Origin of the sequence: Pseudomonas sp. MWU13-2100, from assembly GCF_023242365.1 — a bacterium.
Taxonomy (GTDB): Bacteria; Pseudomonadota; Gammaproteobacteria; order Pseudomonadales; family Pseudomonadaceae; genus Aquipseudomonas.
Window position 1 is genome coordinate 123,378 of sequence record NZ_JALLIX010000006.1, and the last position, 17,263, is coordinate 140,640.

Genomic DNA, 17,263 nt, shown 5'->3' on the forward strand with positions numbered 1-17,263 from the left:
AGCCGGATACAGACGCTTTCGGGGGCTCGGGTCGGCGCGTCCGTTCAACGGCAAGATTCTTTGGCGGCGGCGCATCACTTCCACTGCATAAAGAGGTGCGTAATTATGCAGATTGCGAAAAAAATTTCAACCTGCTTTTATGGGTGCTTTCCCACAGGAGCCGCCAATGGAATACCGTCAGCTAGGTCAGACCGATCTGAATGTGAGCGCAATCTGCCTGGGGACCATGACCTGGGGCGAGCAGAACACCCAGGATCAGGCCTTTGCCCAGATCGAACGGGCGAAAGGCGCCGGGATCAATTTCATCGACACCGCCGAGATGTACCCGGTGCCGCCCAAGGCCGAAACCTATGCCAGCACCGAGCGCATGATCGGCAACTGGTTCAAGCAGCGCGGCGATCGCGCCGACTGGATCCTGGCCAGCAAGATCGCCGGTCCCGGCAATGGCATCCACTATATCCGCGACGGCCAGCTCAAGCATAACCGCCAGCATATCGTCGACGCCCTGGATGCCAGCCTCAAGCGCCTGCAGACCGACTGGATCGACCTCTACCAACTGCACTGGCCGGAGCGCAACACCAACTACTTCGGCCAACTCGGCTACAAGCACAAGGCCGATGAAAGTTTCACGCCGATCGAGGAGATCCTCGAAGCCCTGGACGAGCAGGTCAAGGCCGGCAAGATCCGTCATATCGGCCTGTCCAACGAAACCCCGTGGGGCACCATGAAATTCCTGCTCGAGGCCGAGCGCCGCGGCTGGCCGCGGGCGGTGTCGATCCAGAACCCCTACAACCTGCTCAACCGCAGCTTCGAAGTGGGCCTGGCGGAAGTCGCCCTGCGCGAGCAATGCGGCCTGCTGGCCTATTCGCCGATGGCGTTCGGCTTCCTCTCGGGCAAGTATGAAGGCGGCGCGCGGCCGGACAAGGCGCGCCTGAGCCTGTACAGCCGCTTCAGCCGGTACTTCAATCCGCAATCGGAAGCGGCGTGCAGCCGCTATGTCGCCCTGGCCCGTGAACACGGCCTGGACCCGGCGCAGATGGCCCTGGCGTTCGTCACCCGGCAACCGTTCGTCACCAGCAACATCATCGGTGCGACAACGCTGGAGCAGTTGGACAGCAACATTGCCAGCGCCGACCTGAAACTATCGGACGAAGTGCTGGCGGGCATCGAGGCGATCCACAAGGATCACCCGAACCCGGCGCCGTAACTGGCCTGCGGATCAGGCGGCGCCTGTTCCTGCGCCTTCGCGGCGGTGCGGCGTCCCGACAAGCTCCGCTCCCACCGGTTTTCCGTCGTGCACAGATCTTGAGCACGCCCCGGACATTGTGGGAGCGGAGCTTGCCCGCGAAGAGGCCCTTAAGGCTATCACCACACGTCGCAACCCCATCCAAGACGTCAAAGCGACCGGGCAATGATCTCCTTCATGATTTCATTGGTCCCGGCATAGATGCGCTGCACCCGCGCATCCGCCCAGGCCCGGGCCACCGGGTACTCCCACATGAACCCATAGCCGCCGTGCAACTGCACGCACTCGTCGAGCACTTTGCATTGCAGGTCGGTCCCCCAATATTTGGCCATCGCCGCCGTCGGCACATCCAGTTGCCCTTGCAGGTGCAACTCCAGGCAGCGATCAACAAACACCCGGCCGATCTGGATCTCGGTGGCCATTTCAGCCAGCTTGAAGCGAGTGTTCTGGAAGTCGGCAATGGCTTTGCCGAAGGCCTTGCGCTCACGGGTGTATTCCAGCGTCCACTGCAACGCCGCCTCGGCCGAGGCCAGGCCGCCTATCGCCACCGTCAGGCGCTCCTGGGGCAACTCCTGCATCAGATAGGCGAAGCCCATCCCGGCCTGCCCCAACAGGTTCTCCCTGGGCACCCGCACATCCTGGAAAAACAGCTCGGAGGTGTCCTGGGCCTTCATGCCGACCTTTTCCAGGCGCTTGCCCTTGGCGAACCCCGGCGTATCCGCCTCGACCAGGAACAGGCTGGTGCCCTTGGCCCCGGCCTGCGGATCGGTCTTGGCGACGACGATCACCAGGTCCGCGAGAAAGCCATTAGTAATAAAAGTCTTCGAGCCGTTGAGCACATACTCGTCACCGTCCAGCACCGCCGTGGTCTTCACCCCTTGCAGATCGGAGCCGGCACCCGGCTCGGTCATCGCAATGGCCGTGACCATCTCGCCGGACACCAGCTTGGGCAGGTACTTGAGCTTCAGCGCCTCGCTGCCGTAATGCAGGATGTAAGGCGCGGCAATGTCCGAATGCAAGGAGAAACCGATGCCGCTCAAGCCCTGCCGGCTGATCTCCTCGATCACCACGGCGCTATAGAGAAAATCCGCCGCCATGCCACCGTAGGCCTCCGGCAGATGGGAGCAGAGCATCCCCTGCGCGCCCGCCTTGTTCCACAGCTCGCGATCGATATAACCGCGTTTCTCCCACTGCGCATGGAAGGGCGCCGCCTCCTGCTCGAGAAACTTGCGCACGCTACTGCGAAACAGCTCGTGCTCGGAACTGAACAGGGTTCTGGGAATCATCGGGGCTACCTGCAAGGACACTGACGCCGGGATTGGCCTGTAGAGCCTATGCCAGTGTTTTGCCGGGTAACACTGGACACATGCGCCAAAAAATAAGACGATCCAGCCGTCTGTTGACCACTTTCCCCTATAAGAACTTTCCGCTAATAAGAACAATGGAATTATGGCTAATCCACTCTCCACGCCCTTGCGGCGCGTCAGCATCCTGGCTATCGACCGGGTATTCGCTTCCACCCTCATGCAAGCCAAGGACTTCTTCCACCTGGCCAGCCTGCGCTACGGCAAACAACTCGGCCAAGGCCTCACCAAGGCGTTCGAGACCCGCCTGGTCAGCCCAGACGGCAAACCGGTGTGCAGCTTCAGCGATGTGATCCTGCCGGTGGACGGCGGCCTGGAAAATACCGATGTGATCATCCTGCCGGCCTTCTGGGACGACTTCGAAACCCTCTGTCGGCGCTACCCGCAAGTCATGCCCTGGCTACGCGAACAGCATGCCCGCGGCGCCGTGCTCTGCGGCGAGGCCACCGGGGTGTTCTGGCTGGCCGAAGCCGGCCTGCTCGATGGCAAGGAGGCGACCACCTACTGGCGCTTCTTCAACACCTTCAGCGAACGCTACCCCAATGTCCAGCTGAACCAGGACAAGCACCTGACCGACGCCGACAACCTCTACTGCGCCGGCGGCACCACCTCGGCCTGCGACCTCTATATCTACCTGATCGAACGCTTCTGCGGGGCCAACGTCGCCCAGGCCGTGGCCCGCGATATCCTCTATGAGGTCCAGCGCAGCTACGCCCCGGGGCGTATCGGTTTCGGCGGCCAGAAGCTGCACCAGGACGTGATCATCCTGCAGATCCAGCAATGGCTCGAAGAGCATTTCGCCGACAAGTTCCGCTTCGAGGATGTCGCCCGGGAACACGGCATGAGCATTCGCAATTTCATGCGCCGCTTCCAGACCGCGACCGGCGACAAGCCGTTGCACTACCTGCAACGCTTGCGTATCGAGACCGCCAAGGGCCTGCTGTCGGGCACCCGCAAGAGCATCAAGACCATCAGCTACGAAGTCGGCTACGACGACGCCAGCTTCTTTGCCCGCCTGTTCCGCCAGCACACCGCGCTGTCTCCCAACCAGTATCGCCAGCAGTTCCAGCAAGCGGCATGAAGCCCGCGTGCCTGTTTCGACACTAGCTGAAACAGGCGCGCGACCTTGCATAACTAATTACCACAGCGCCCTGCCCTCGCCTTCGTAGACTCGCTCCGGCGATCACTACCGATTGCCACTGACAAGGAGCGTCGTACATGCCTATTGGATTGGCTCAACAGCAGCCCTCTTGCCCTGCACCGACGGTGGAGCCGCGCCACGCCTGGCGCGCCCGTTTCCCCAACCCGCCGGACCTGTGCTTCGACTATCGCCGCCTGGTCGAGCAACCCGGCGGCGTCGCCCGCGCCACCGACAGCGCCCACCGGATCTGCATTATCGGTGCTGGCGTCACCGGCCTCAGCGCGGCCCGCGAGCTGCTGCGCTGCGGCTTCACCGATATCACCCTGCTCGAACAGTCCCGGCGGATCGGCGGCCGGCACCTGACCGTGATCGACAAAAGCCAGCCCGCCACCACCGGCTCCACCCCCTTCGAAATGGGCGCGATGCGCCTGCCATACTTCAACCGCGAGGACGAGGCGCCCCTGCTGGGGCGCTCCGTGCTGGCGCACTACACCGAGCAGTTCAACCTGCGCCTTTCGGATTTCGCCAACCCGGGCAGCGCCCAGGTCAGGAGCACCGGGATTTTCCTCCGCGAGGGCCTGCTGGAGGGGCAGGAAATCCCGCGGATGCTGATCTGGGACAACCGCGACGGGCAGACCCCGCCACCGGGAAAACTGTTGCAGCAGGTCCACGAAAAATGGCGGCTCTTTGCCGAGCGCATGACCCGCCAGGTCGAAACCCACTACGCCAGCGAGGGCTGGGAAAGCCTCTGGTCGGCGATTGTCCAGCGCTATGAGAGCCTGTCGTTTCGCAACCTCGTCACGCTGCCCGCCATCAGTCACTGGCAAGCAGACGACCCGGGCAATTTCGGCGGCGTCGGCATGAGCGCCGAAGAGTCAGCGATCTTCTATGCCATCGGCATCGGCGATGGCAGTTGGGGCGCCTTCTATGACGCCTGCTGCCTGTACCCGATCCGCACCGCGATCTTTGGTTTCAGCCATCGCCTGCAATTGATGCACGGGCGCGTCGATGAGCGCGGCAACCCACTGCCATCGCCACATCTGCAGGCCGGCACGCTGTTCGACTGCAACGGCCTGGCCTTCGACGCCCCGCGCTACCTGGGTGTGGCCGCCCTGGACGAATGCCTGTTGTTCATGCCGGTCGAAGAGCGTGGCCTGTCCTTCTACGAGCATTGCCGACAGCGCGGCGCCGGGTTCGCCACCCAGGCCCAGGTCAACGGCCTGAGCAAACTGCCCAATCAGCAGATTCGCGTCGACTACGCCTGGCAATGGAGCGATCCGCAGCGCCGCGAGCTGCGCAGCGAAGTGTTCGACTCGGTGATTCTCACCCTGCCGTCCTGGCTGATCGAAACCACCGTCGAGCTCAAGGGTTTCGACGAACGGATGCTGCCGTTCCACATCCGCAGCGCCTACAAGACCGCCCACTGGGAAACCAGTTGCAAGGTGTTTGCACCGCTGAAAAAAAGCTTTTTCAGCGAGCCCCACGGCATCCCCCAGGCGCTGGTCACCGACAGCCTGATCCATGACATGTACACCTACAGCTACAACGACAGCTACCCCTATGACTGCATCCTGCTGAGTTACACCTGGGAGGACGATGCCACCAAACTCGCGTTGTTTTCCGACCAGGAACTGGTCGAAAAATGCGTCGGCGAGCTGGATCGGATACTGCTGCAGGCGAGCAATATCAATCGACGGATCTCGCCCTATATCGACACGCAAAAGGCCGCGGTGCATCGCTGGATGAGCGACCGCAATGCCCTGGGGGCCGCCAAGCTCTATCGCCCCGGTACCTATTACGAAGCCATCGACCTGATGAACTACAACCGCCACTATTCCGCCCGTTCCGGGCTCTACCTGTGCGGCGAATCCTTTTCGGTCGATGCCGGCTGGACCGAGCCCTGCCTGCGGGGCGCACTCGATGCCACGATCCATCTGTGCCAGCGCACCGGCGCAACCTTCAATGGTGGGTTCAGCTTGAAGCACTACCCCGAATACAGTGGACGACCGCCCGCCAAAAACTCACCGACAGCACTCGGTATTCCCAGGTTGTTCTAGGAAATACCCGACTGACTTACCGGAGGGACACCGACATACACAACTCATTGAATGGCTTCTCATAGGCATATCAATCCATTCGGATTGAATAACAAGAATGAGAGCAGCTCAAATGAATGAATCTCGCCCCGCTATCAGTCCCGTCCGCGTTGCCGTCGTGCAATTCGATCCCCAGGCCGGCGTTGCCCACACCCCCTACAACCTGGACCGCAGCCTTGCGCTGGCGGATCAGGCGGTGCGCGGCGGTGCCGACCTGATCGTGCTGCCGGAACTGGCCAACACCGGTTACAGCTTCCAGAGCCGCCAGGAAGCCTTCGTCCACGCCGAAGCAGTACCGGAAGGTCCTAGCGTGCAAGCCTGGGTAAATTTCGCACAAGAACATCGGATTTACCTGGCAGCCGGCGTCGCCGAATGTGACGGGGTGCAGTTGTTCGACACCGCCGTGCTGGTCGGGCCTGACGGGTTTATCGGCAAGTACCGCAAGGCGCATTTATGGAACGAGGAGAAACTCTGGTTCACCCCGGGGAACCTGGGTTTTCCGGTCTTCGACACGCACATCGGGCGGATCGGCCTGCTGATCTGCTGGGATATCTGGTTTCCCGAAGTACCGCGCCTGTTGAGCCAGCAAGGAGCGGACATCATCTGCAGCCTGAACAACTGGGTCTGGACTCCACCGCCACTGTTCGACGAAACCGGCAAATGCATGGCCTCGTACCTGACCATCACCGCCGCCCACGTCAATAACGTGTTTATCGCCGCCGCCAATCGCGTCGGCAGCGATCGCGGCGAACGCTTCCTGGGCTGCTCGCTGATCGCCGGGACCAACGGCTGGCCGCTCTGCGAGGTGGCCTCGCCCATCGACGAGGCCGTGCTGTTTGCCGATATCGATCTGGTCAGCGCCCGCAGCGCGCCGATCTGGAACAACCTCAATGACCTGCCCAGGGACCGCCGGACCGACCTCTACGACGACATGCTCGGCTATACCCGACACCCCGGTCTGCCGCGCTGAAGGGGGTCGAGATGAACAATGCCTCCAATCCGGGCCGGCTCGCCGGCCTGTTCGGCCTCGGTCTGATCGTGCCGGCCCTGCTGCTGACCTGGCTGAACATGCCCGGCAAACCTTTCGGTGGGTCCGGCTACCTGCATATGATGGAAAACCTGCCTGCCCCCAGCGCCTGGCTACGTTGGGTGCTTGGCGATATCAGCGAAATGGTCTTCTACAAACATGAGCTGGCTTCGTTGGGCCTGCTGGCCGGTGCCGGCCTGGCCCATTGGGCCCACCGCCGGGGCAAGGCCTGGCAGGGCTTTGCCATCTGTTATGGCAGCGGCCTGTGGCCCTGGCTGATCGGCAGTTCGCTGCTGGGCCTGCTGCTGAGCAACCTGCTGTGGGGCTGGAGCGTACCGCATTATGGCTGGCAACCGACCTTCGCCGCCTTCGTCTCCGTTCCGGCCGCCACCGTCCTGCTGTTTGGCGCGGGGATGAGGATCGCCGTCAACGGTGCAGTCATGGGCGCGCTGCTGGTGACACCGTTGTGTCTGTTGCTGGTCAACTTTGTCTGCAATCCGTTGAACCTGCCAGCGGTGATCGGCAATGTGTTGGGGATGGCTATCGGCAGCGTGATGGCCTTTACCCTCTGTCGACGCTGGCCGGCGCTGGTGAAACCTGAAGCGCCCATGGCCGCTGAGCCGGCCCCTGCACCGGAAACCGGCAATCACGGGCTGATCTGGGGCATGCGGCGGGTACTCGCCGACTTTTCCGAAGCACCGTTCTTCGGAAACGAGTGGGCGAGCCTGGGATTGCTGTTGGGGGTATTGCTGGCCTACGGGCTCAACCCGGCCGGGCCGGTCTACGGTTCGGACCTGCTGTTGCCGATACTCGCCGCTCAGGCCCTGGCGTCGGCCATCGGCGTGATCGTCTGGCGGCGGCAATGGATTGCGCGGGGCTGGTACCCGACCTATATCCCGATTGTCTCGGTCGCCCCGGCCGCCGTGCTGATCCATGGCGGCGCAACGCTGGTGGTGATCGCCAGCGCCCTGCTCGGTGCCTTGATCGCACCGCCGCTGGCCGCGGCCCTGTCGCGACGGGTCCCCGGGCATATGCACCCGTATATCGGCAATGTGCTGTCGATGGCGCTCAGCACGCTGCTGATCGTGCCGATGATCGGCTGGCTGACACGGTTCCTGTAGCGATGGCGATGCCAGCTTCAGCGCCAGCATCGAGCGCGCTTTTCCCTCCACCCGGCGGTACTCTGGTACCGCCGGCATCGCCTCTTCCCGACCTTTATCAGCGAGAGCTCCATGTCCCTGCCCCGACTTTCCATCGCCGCCCTGGGCGGCACCGTCAGCATGCAAGCCGCCTCCCCGGACCAGGGCGTGGTCCCCAGCGTCAATGGCCAGGCCCTGCTGGAGCAGGTGCCGCGACTGACGACCCAGGCCCGGATCCACGTCGAGACCTTGTGCCTGCAACCCAGCGCCTCACTGGACTTCGACTTTCTGCTTGGCGTGTTCGACTGGGCCAGACGGCAAGTCGAACAAGGCGCCAGCGGTGTGGTGATCACCCAGGGCACCGACACCCTGGAGGAGTCCGCGTTCTTTTTCGAGTTGCTCTGGGACCGCGATGAGCCGCTGGTGCTGACCGGCGCCATGCGCTCGGCCGCCGAGATCAGTGCCGACGGCCCGGCGAACCTGCTGCACGCGGGGATCGTCGCCCTGGCGAGCACCAGTCGCGGGCGTGGTGTACAGGTGGTGATCAATGGCCAGGTCCATGGCGCAAGCCGTGTGCGCAAGAGCGATGCCCTGGCACTGGAAGCCTTCAGCTCACCGGTGTTCGGCGCCAACGGCCTGATCATCGAAAACACGGTGCGCTACCTGCATGCCCCGTCCGCGAGAAAAACCTTGCCGCCACCGAGGCGCAGCGGGCAACGGGTGGCCCTGCTCGAAGCGGCGCTGTCGGCCGATACGCTGCTGCTGGAGAAGCTGCTGGAGCTGGGCTACGACGGCCTGGTGATTGCCGGTTTCGGCGCGGGTCACGTCAGCAAAGGTTGGGCCGAGGCGATTACGGCGTTGGCGTTGCAGATCCCGGTGGTGATCGGCACACGCACTGGGGCGGGCTCAACGGCTAGCCACTCCTATGGCTTTATTGGCAGCGAAATCGACCTGATCCAGCGTGGGGCGCAGATGACCGGTTTGCTGTGCCCGCGCAAGGCAAGGATTCTGTTGTGGCTACTGATCGGCTGCCAGCGAAGCAATGAGCTGCCCGACTATCTTCAGCACTTTGGCAAGTAAGCGAGAAGACGCTTGTCCACTACCGCCCCTCAAGTCTGGCGCATTTTTTGTAGCGAGCGGGCTTGTCGGAACGCCACAAAACCGCGCTCGGCTGCACACGTCATCAACTGACGGGCCTTGATACGCAGCCGACTTTATCCCCAGCGCCGCCCAAACTGCTGCCGGTATTCAAGCGGGGTCAGGTCGGTCAGCTCCTTGAACATGCGCCGCAGGTTCGAATCACTGCTGAAACCCAGGTCGACGCTGATGGTATTGACCGCAGTGGTAGTCAGCATCAGCCGCTCACTGACCTGATTGAGCTTGATACAACGCGCATAAGCCGCCACGGCAACCCCCGTTTGCGCACTCACCCTGCGCGCCAACGTACGCGGGGACAACCCCAACTGCTCCGCCAGCCGCTGCACGGTGATCTGCTCCGCCGGCAATTGCTCGACACAGCGGTGCAACTGCCGCAGCAGCGAACTGGACTGCTCGATCAGACTCATGGCCGCAAAAGCCGGATGCGTCTGAACCGGACGCGCCAGCACCATCAGTTTCGCCAGGTCGTGAAACAGGTCCTGGCCAACCGCCCGCTCGATCAGCGCCTGCGCAATCGGCAAATAACCATTGACCCCGGAAGCCGTCGCGGTCGACGGATTGATCACCCAGTGACGCTGGCTCTGCCAGTTCACCTTGGGATAACGCTGGGCCATGGCGCCCGCCAGCCACCAGGTCACCGTGGCCACCTGCCCTTCCAGCCTGCCACTCGCGGCGATCAGGCAGACACCCGTGCAGTAACTCCACAACTGCACCTGTTTAGCACACGCCGCCAAGGCCAACACCAAGGCCTTGTTATCGCTTACGGCCTTCTCGACCTGCCGCGACGACTCGGCCCAGAAACCCGCGATCAGCAGCGCATCGACGTCGGCCTCCGGCAAAGCCTTGGACACCTGCAACGACACCCCCTGGGCGCACACCACCGTGCCGACCTGCAAGGCGACAAACAGCGTTTCGAAGAGCGTTTGCCCCGCGCGGCGATTGGCGGCGTGCAACAAGTCGGCAAAGGCCAGCAGCCCCGCCGGCAGGCAACCCGGGTAAAGCAGCAAACCGATTCGAAGAGGGCGGCTCATGGCAGAAACAGAATCCATTATGTCCAATCCTGCCATTCTGCGTGACCGTCCGGTCGAACACAATGCAACCTCTTCCCCGAGGTATGAGCATGCACATCCATCAGCTACGCAATGCGACGATTATCCTGGAGTTCGGCCGCCATCGTATTTTGGTCGACCCGATGCTGGCGCGAAAACTTTCCTTGCCGTCCCTCCGGGTATTCAGCGCCAGGCAACGCAACCCGTTGGTCGACTTGCCGGCGTCGGCAACGGCAGCGCTCGAGTCGGTGACCCATTGCCTGATCACCCACTGCCAGAAAGGTCACTTCGATCACCTGGATCGCGCCGCGAAGAAATGGCTACGCGAAACCGGCACGCCGGTGATCTGCACGCCCCACGACGCGGCCTATCTGACCAGCCACGACCTGAATGTGCAGCCATTGCCCAGCGACCATGAACAGCCCAGTCCCTTCCTCGATGGGCAGATCCGCACAGTGCGCTGCACCCACGGGCAAGGGCTGGTGGGCAAGCTGATGGAACACGGGGTGGGTTATCTGATCGAAATGCCGGGCGAACCCAGTCTGTACCTGAGTGGCGATACCCTGCTCACCGCGACGGTCAAGGCGTTCATCGCCGAGCATCGGCCACAGCTGTCCGTCGTACCGGCGGGCGGCGCGCGTTTCGATCTGGGCGGGGACATCATCATGGGGGTTGAAGAGGTGATCGAATTCACCCAGCTGTCAGCAGGCCTGGTGATCGCCAATCACCTGGAAGCCCTCAGCCACTGCCCGGTGACACGCCGCGCGCTGGCCGACGCGGCGCAGTTGGCCGGCGTCGAAGCACGCCTGTTGATTCCCCGGGACGGAGAAGTCCTGACCTTCCCCACCACCGGGTAACCGCGAACACCGCGCGGTGCGAGGGCCGCGCCAGCTATCGCGCTTAGGGCTTGTGCGCCCGCGACAGGAACTCGTGGGACTGCATTTCCAGCAAACGGCTCAAGGTGCGCTGGAACTCGAAGTTCAAACGCCCGCCGGTGTAGAGGTCCTTGAGTTCCACTTCCGCCGAAATGATCAGCTTGACGTTACGGTCGTAGAATTCGTCGACCATGTTGATGAATCGGCGGGCAATGTCGTCGGTGGTGACGCTCATCTGCTCGACACCGCTGAGCAACACGGCATGGAAAATCTTGCCCAGTTCGATGTAGTCGTTCTGGCTGCGCGGACCGTCGCACAGTTCGCGGAAGTCGAACCAGGCTACGTCGTCACAGGTGCGGATCGCCCGAATCTCGCGATTCTCGATCATCAGTACGTCGTTCTCGATGGCCTGGGTGCACTCCGGCGTCAACGCGCGGAAGCTCTTGCGCAAGCTCTCGTGGGCCGCTTCGTCCAGCGGATAATGGAACAGTTCGGCCTGCTCCAGGTGCCGCAAGCGATAGTCGACGCCGCTGTCGACGTTGACGATCTCGGTGTTCTGCTTGATCAGGGCAATCGCCGGCAGGAACCGCGCACGTTGCAGGCCATCCTTGTACAAGCCGTCCGGCACGATGTTCGAGGTGGCCACCAAGGTCACGCCGTTCTTGAACAGCTCTTCCATCAAGGTGCCGAGAATCATCGCATCGGTGATGTCGGAGACGAAGAACTCATCGAAACAGATCACCCGGGTCTCAGCGGCAAAGCGCTTGGCGATCAGGGTCAGCGGGTTCTTCTCGCCGGTCAGGGTCTTCATTTCCTCATGCACCCGCTTCATGAAGCGGTGGAAGTGCGTGCGGGTCTTTTCCTTGAACGGCAGCGCTTCGAAGAAGGTGTCCACCAGGTAGGTCTTGCCGCGACCGACGCCGCCCCAGAAATACAGGCCCTTGACCGGCGCCTGGTCTTTCTTGCCGAACAGTTTGCCGAGCAGGCCCGGTTTGTTCTGCGAGGCCGCGATCAGGTCATCGTACAGGCGCTGCAAATGGCGCACTGCCGTTTCCTGGGCCGCGTCGTGAAAGAACTCGGGGCGTTTCAGATCAGCTTGATATCGTTCTAGGGGCGTCATAATTTCGTTAGCAAGGTAACAAAAACGGGCCGTCACTTTAGCGACGGCCCGGGGGAATGGCAATCAACCCTTGGTCGGGGAAGGCCTCGAATCAATCCTGCGCCGGGGTCAGCGCGACCCGCAACGCCGCGATGGCCGCATCACGCGACACTTCGTCGGCGAACTCGGCGCTGTCGGCCACGCACTCGCCTTCCAGCCAGATACTGAAACTCCCGGCCTCGCTGCGAATATCCAGGGCCTGGCCGGCTTGCAATTGCTTGGTCACCGCGCCCGCCGCCTTGCCATCGGCAAAGTGCCGCGACAGCAGCAGTTGCTCGCCATCGGCGGCCAGCAGGCGGAAACGGAAACTGCCGTCGTCTTCCCGGAAGCTGACAAAACGCGCGGCCTTGGCGGCTTTCTTCTTGCTGCTCGCGGCCACCTGGGTCTGGTTGACGAACGAGCGCAGGCCCACCGCCTCGCGCAGCTCGCCGAGGAACGGGGTGGCCACGCTGCGGGCCTTCCTCGCCCCGGCCTGGAGGATATCTTCCAGGTCCGACGGGCGGGTCATCAGCTCCTGATAACGCTCGCGGGCCTCGCCCAGGTCATTGTCCAGCAGGGTGAACAAGCGATTCTTGGCTTCGCCCCAACCGAGGCCCGCCAGCAGTTCGCCACGGAATTCGGCGGCCTGTGCCGGGGTGGCAAACGCCTGGTACAGAGTGAACAGGTGCGAGTTGTCCGGATCCTTGGCTTCGCCTGGCGCGCGGGAGTCGGTGACGATCCGCGAGATCGCGTCCTTCATGTCCTTGGCGCTGCTGAACAACGGGATGGTGTTGTCGTAGCTCTTGGACATTTTCCGCCCATCGAGGCCCGGCAGCGTGGCGACGCTTTCCTCGATCAACGCCTCGGGCATGACGAAGAATTCCTTGCCCTGGCCGAACAGGTGGTTGAAGCGCTGGCCGATATCCCGGGCCATTTCCACATGCTGGATCTGGTCGCGCCCAACCGGCACCTGATGGGCGTTGAACATCAGGATGTCCGCGGCCATCAGCACCGGGTAGCTGTACAGGCCCATGGTGATCCCGGCATCCGGGTCTTCGCCGCTCTCGACGTTCTTGTCCACCGAGGCCTTGTAGGCATGGGCGCGGTTGAGCAGACCCTTGGCCGCGACGCAGGTCAGCAGCCAGGTCAGCTCGGGGATTTCCGGGATATCCGACTGGCGATAGAAGGTCACGCGGTCCACATCCAGGCCACCGGCCAGCCAGGTCGCGGCGATTTCCAGACGCGAGCGCTGGATGCGCAGCGGGTCATCGCACTTGATCAAGGCGTGATAGTCGGCCAGGAAGTAGAACGAATCGGCATTGCTGTCACGGCTGGCGAGGATCGCCGGGCGGATCGCGCCGGCGTAGTTGCCCAGATGCGGCGTGCCCGTGGTGGTGATACCGGTGAGGATGCGCGTACGTGTGGTCATGGATGATCGCTTGTTCAATTCGAAAGGCGCGGCAGGATCAGATCCTTGAGATCGGTCAGCTTGCCGTGAAAAAAGTGTCCGCATTCTGCCACTTTCAGCAGCTCATGGGGACGTTCCAGCGCGGCGGACCAATCATAGACAAGCTGCGGATCGATCACTTCGTCGGTTTCCGGCTGGATCAGGGTCAGCGGGCAGTTTTCCGGCAGGCGGTCAACCGCCTGCAAACGCATGACCGCCGCCGCCACCAGGAACAGGTGCCGCAAGTTCCGGCCCTGGGCTTCCAGGCGGCCGCCGAGGCTCGCCGCGACGAAACCGCCGAAGGAAAAACCGAACAGGGTCAGCGGCAAGTCCGGGTGCCGTTCGAGCAGCCATTGCGCGGCGGCCTGGGCGTCATCGACTTCGCCATGGCCCATGTCGTGGCTGCCGGCACTGGCGCCAACGCCGCGATAGTTGAAGCGCAAGGTGATCAGGCCGGCATCGCGGGCGGTGCGCTGCAGGGTCGAAACGACCTTGTTGAGCATGGTGCCGCCCTGCACCGGGTTGGGGTGGCAGATCAGCGCCAGGCCACGCGCTTCGGGCATGTCCAGGTACAAGGCTTCCAGTTGGCCGACAGGGCCATCGATCATTACAGGGGTTTCACGCATCAGCAAGGAAAGAACTCCGTGACCTCTCAAGGGGTCGACTCGTCTAGCTTAAAGTCTGTGCCTGACATGACCGCGACCTTAAGATCGCGGTATACAGCGCAGGCCCGAGCCGTTAACGTAAAGCAAAGCCGTTTATAGAGGAAGGACTCGTGGAACACTCGCTCTTAGTTTGGTTGTTGCCGACTCTTGCCCTGGTTGCCGGTGTCGCCATTGGTTTCCTGGTCGCCCGTCTGGTACCGAGTGCCGCCCCGAGCAGCACGCAGCGCCAGTTGGACGATATCCAGGAACGTTTCGACCGTTATCAGAACGAAGTGGTCACCCACTTCAACAGCACCGCGAACCTGGTGAAAAAGCTCACCCAGAGCTATCAGGAAGTGCAAGACCATCTCGCCGAGGGCGCCAACCGCCTGGCTCTCGACGAACAGACCCGCCAACGCCTGCTCGCCGCCCTGCACGCCGACGCGGTACAGAGCCCACGGGAACGCCTGACGCCACCGCGCAGCCAGGAGCCGCCGCGCGACTACGCGCCCAAGGCACCGAATGCCCCCGGCATGCTGGATGAGCACTACGGCCTGAAAAAGTAAGCCGGTTTCCAACGTCATTAAAAAGCCCGCCCGATCAGTGATCGGGCGGGCTTTTTTACGCCTGGGGTTCAGTCAGGCGATCAAGGGTACTGCTGCACCGGCTGACCATACTGCTGGCCCTGCTGGTATTGCGGTTGACCTTGCTGCTGGTATTGCGGCTGGCCTTGTGGCGGATAGGGCTGTTGACCTTGGGGTTGGCCGTACTGCTGGCCGGGAATCGCCTTCAGGTTGACTTCGACCCGACGGTTCTGCGCCCGACCGTTGACATCGGCGTTGCTGGCCACCGGGTTGTCCGGGCCGGCACCGCGAGCCGAAAGGTTGGCACCGCTGACGCCCTGGGAGGTCAGGTAGTTGGCAACGCTCTGGGCACGACGCTGGGACAGATCCATGTTCAACTGGCGGCTGCCGGTGCTGTCGGTATAGCCGACGATTTCGATCTGGTTCTGGTTGAACTCCTTCAAGGAGTTGGCCAGGTTGTTCAGCGGTTGATAGAAGCTGCTGGCGATCGCATCGGAGTTGGTGGCGAAGGTAATGTTGCCGGGCATGATCAACTTGATCTGATCACCCTGGCGCTGCACCTGGACCCCGGTATTGGCCATGCTCTCGCGCAGTTTCTTTTCCTGCTGGTCGGCGTAGTAGCCGTAACCGGCACCGGCCAGACCGGCCAGGGCGCCACCGACCATCGCCCCTTGGCCATGGTTCTTGTGGTTGATCAACGCACCGGCCGCGGCACCGGCCAGCACACCGATACCGCCGTACTTGGCGGTGTTGCTCATGCCCCCCGAGCTCGGTGGCTGTTGTGCCTGTCCCTGGCTGTCATACGGGTTTTGCGACGCACAGCCGGACACGAGGGCGACGGCGGTAGCGACGATAATCAAGCGACGCGAGGTGAACATGAATCAAGCTCCTACTCATTTAAGGTGCAACAGTCGTTGACAATAGACTCCTGCTTGCCTTGGAACATGACGAATGGCAAAAATTCCATGAAACTTCTCAGGCGCGAATAAACGGATTTTCGCGCATTTCCTCGCCCAGGCGGGTTTCGGGACCATGCCCGGTGACCACGATCGCCTGTTCGTCCAGGGTGTACAGGCGCTGCTTGATCGAACGCACCAGGGTGGCATGGTCGCCGCCCCACAAATCGGTGCGGCCCACCCCGCGACGGAACAGCGTGTCACCGGCGATCAACAGCTTGGCCTCGGCAAACCAGAAGCTCATGGACCCCGGTGTATGCCCCGGTGTATGCAGTGCCACCCCACAGCCGCAGGCCAGTTCTTCATCGTCGGCCAGCCATTGGTCCGGCGCCGGCACCGGCACGTAAGGCACGCCGAACAGGTTGCATTGCATTTCCAGGTTGTCCCAGAGGAACTGGTCTTCCTTGTGCAGATGCAAGGTCGCGCCGGTTTTTTCCTTGAGTTGGCCGGAGGCCAGGAAATGATCCAGGTGCGCGTGGGTGTGGATGATGCTGACCAGTTTCAGCCCGTGGGCTTCCAGCCGGGCGAGGATCAGTTCCGGGTTGCCGCCCGGGTCGACGACGATGGCCTTCTTCGTGACCGGGTCGCCGATCAGGGTGCAGTTGCATTGCAACGGGCCGACGGGGAAGGTTTCTCGTATTAGCGCGGGCTTTGCGGCTTCCATGGGTGTTCCTGTAAAGTTAATGGCACATTTTTGGCACAGTACGAAAAGCGATGACGACGTTTAGGAAGAAAGGCCCCCCGATCGTGTCCCAGGAAGTGGTGTAACTGAACTAATCGAAGGCCCCCTCCACGGTGCGCCGCGAACTCGCCTTGATCTCTCACGTATTCACCATCGCCCGAAAAGAGTGGCGCATGGAGTTTCTGACCAATCCGGTCGAACTCATCCGCCAACCAAACGTTGACGACGCACGCGAGCGACGGATTCTAAGCGCTGATGTTTGGACGCAAAAAGGCGGGAATCTGTTGTACAAGCATGTGGACGAGCTCGAAATGATTTGCCGCTACGCTCGCTCAACCGAGTTACCCAAAATCATAACCTTCGCTGTAGAAACAGGGATGCGCCGCAGTGAAATAACTGGCTTGCAAAGCACTAACGTCAATCTAGACAAACGAGTTGCTCTGCTGCCGATGACCAAGAACGGCTCTTCCCGCGGCGCTCCTCTCTCCAGCAAGGCAGTGGACATATTGAGCAATCTTACTGAGCGAGAGGATGGTCGCTGTTTTCGGAGCAGGCCTGACTCAATCACCAAAGCATTTGCGAATGCTATCGCCGATGCACGAAACGCCTACACGGAAGGTCTATACATTCACCTCAAACACAAGAAACTCTCACAGGACAAGATCGACAAACGTATCAAGGCCGATCGGCTCTTGGTGGATGAACGAGCCCCATGAA

General features: G+C 62.1%; 16 protein-coding genes. 9 read left to right on the forward strand and 7 right to left on the reverse strand.

What is annotated here, in order from left to right; translation table 11 throughout:
• The first annotated feature begins 166 nt into the window (after positions 1-166).
• Positions 167-1,207, forward strand: coding sequence for an NADP(H)-dependent aldo-keto reductase (locus M5B99_RS06760; RefSeq protein ID WP_248803297.1), 1,041 nt, complete (start codon positions 167-169; stop codon positions 1,205-1,207).
• Positions 1,208-1,395: 188 nt separating this feature from the next.
• On the opposite strand, the gene M5B99_RS06765 is transcribed toward M5B99_RS06760, so the two are convergent.
• Complete coding sequence (locus M5B99_RS06765) at positions 1,396-2,532, reverse strand: acyl-CoA dehydrogenase family protein (RefSeq protein WP_248803298.1); 1,137 nt, start codon at positions 2,530-2,532, stop codon at positions 1,396-1,398.
• A 262-nt stretch (positions 2,533-2,794) separates the two neighbouring features.
• Between M5B99_RS06765 and M5B99_RS06770 the strand changes: the two genes are divergently transcribed.
• The 5 genes from M5B99_RS06770 (at position 2,795) to M5B99_RS06790 (ending at position 9,093) form a co-directional block, all read left to right on the forward strand.
• Positions 2,795-3,691 carry a GlxA family transcriptional regulator gene (locus M5B99_RS06770; RefSeq protein ID WP_248803350.1) on the forward strand — a complete coding sequence of 299 codons (897 nt, stop codon included), beginning with the start codon at positions 2,795-2,797 and terminating at the stop codon, positions 3,689-3,691.
• A 137-nt stretch (positions 3,692-3,828) separates the two neighbouring features.
• Positions 3,829-5,808 (forward strand): flavin monoamine oxidase family protein, encoded by a 1,980-nt coding sequence (locus M5B99_RS06775; RefSeq protein ID WP_248803299.1) that lies wholly within the window; start codon positions 3,829-3,831, stop codon positions 5,806-5,808.
• Positions 5,809-5,920: 112 nt separating this feature from the next.
• Positions 5,921-6,817: a nitrilase family protein gene (locus M5B99_RS06780; RefSeq protein WP_248803300.1), complete on the forward strand. Its 897-nt coding sequence runs from the start codon at positions 5,921-5,923 to the stop codon at positions 6,815-6,817.
• Positions 6,818-6,828: 11 nt separating this feature from the next.
• Positions 6,829-7,995, forward strand: coding sequence for a hypothetical protein (locus M5B99_RS06785; protein ID WP_412548698.1), 1,167 nt, complete (start codon positions 6,829-6,831; stop codon positions 7,993-7,995).
• A gap of 111 nt (positions 7,996-8,106) precedes the next feature.
• A complete protein-coding gene (locus M5B99_RS06790) occupies positions 8,107-9,093 on the forward strand; it encodes an asparaginase (protein ID WP_248803301.1) in 987 nt (328 codons plus the stop codon).
• A 134-nt stretch (positions 9,094-9,227) separates the two neighbouring features.
• Here the strand turns inward: M5B99_RS06790 and M5B99_RS06795 are convergent, their stop codons facing one another.
• Entirely contained in the window at positions 9,228-10,202 is a 975-nt protein-coding gene (locus M5B99_RS06795) for a GlxA family transcriptional regulator (RefSeq protein WP_248803302.1), read from the reverse strand.
• An 89-nt stretch (positions 10,203-10,291) separates the two neighbouring features.
• On the opposite strand from M5B99_RS06795, the gene M5B99_RS06800 reads away from it, so the two are divergent.
• Entirely contained in the window at positions 10,292-11,077 is a 786-nt protein-coding gene (locus M5B99_RS06800) for an MBL fold metallo-hydrolase (protein WP_248803303.1), read from the forward strand.
• Positions 11,078-11,120: 43 nt separating this feature from the next.
• Here M5B99_RS06800 and zapE read toward each other — a convergent pair whose 3' ends face one another.
• The 3 genes from zapE to M5B99_RS06815 form a co-directional block, all read right to left on the reverse strand.
• Positions 11,121-12,215 (reverse strand): cell division protein ZapE, encoded by a 1,095-nt coding sequence (zapE, locus tag M5B99_RS06805; protein WP_248803304.1) that lies wholly within the window; start codon positions 12,213-12,215, stop codon positions 11,121-11,123.
• Between the two features lie 91 nt (positions 12,216-12,306).
• Positions 12,307-13,662 carry a tryptophan--tRNA ligase gene (locus tag M5B99_RS06810; RefSeq protein ID WP_248803305.1) on the reverse strand — a complete coding sequence of 452 codons (1,356 nt, stop codon included), beginning with the start codon at positions 13,660-13,662 and terminating at the stop codon, positions 12,307-12,309.
• A 14-nt stretch (positions 13,663-13,676) separates the two neighbouring features.
• Positions 13,677-14,306, reverse strand: a complete 630-nt coding sequence (locus tag M5B99_RS06815; protein WP_248803306.1) for an alpha/beta hydrolase — start codon at positions 14,304-14,306, stop codon at positions 13,677-13,679.
• Positions 14,307-14,455: 149 nt separating this feature from the next.
• Here M5B99_RS06815 and M5B99_RS06820 point away from each other — a divergent pair, with 149 nt between their 5' ends.
• On the forward strand, positions 14,456-14,890 hold the full coding sequence (locus M5B99_RS06820) for a YhcB family protein (protein WP_248803307.1): 435 nt from the start codon (positions 14,456-14,458) through the stop codon (positions 14,888-14,890).
• Positions 14,891-14,970: 80 nt separating this feature from the next.
• Here the strand turns inward: M5B99_RS06820 and M5B99_RS06825 are convergent, their stop codons facing one another.
• Entirely contained in the window at positions 14,971-15,786 is an 816-nt protein-coding gene (locus M5B99_RS06825; protein ID WP_248803308.1) for an OmpA family protein, read from the reverse strand.
• Between the two features lie 97 nt (positions 15,787-15,883).
• Positions 15,884-16,528 (reverse strand): MBL fold metallo-hydrolase, encoded by a 645-nt coding sequence (locus tag M5B99_RS06830; protein ID WP_248803309.1) that lies wholly within the window; start codon positions 16,526-16,528, stop codon positions 15,884-15,886.
• A gap of 191 nt (positions 16,529-16,719) precedes the next feature.
• Here M5B99_RS06830 and M5B99_RS06835 point away from each other — a divergent pair, with 191 nt between their 5' ends.
• Positions 16,720-17,262 (forward strand): tyrosine-type recombinase/integrase, encoded by a 543-nt coding sequence (locus M5B99_RS06835; protein ID WP_248803310.1) that lies wholly within the window; start codon positions 16,720-16,722, stop codon positions 17,260-17,262.
• The last annotated feature ends 1 nt before the right edge of the window (position 17,263 follow it).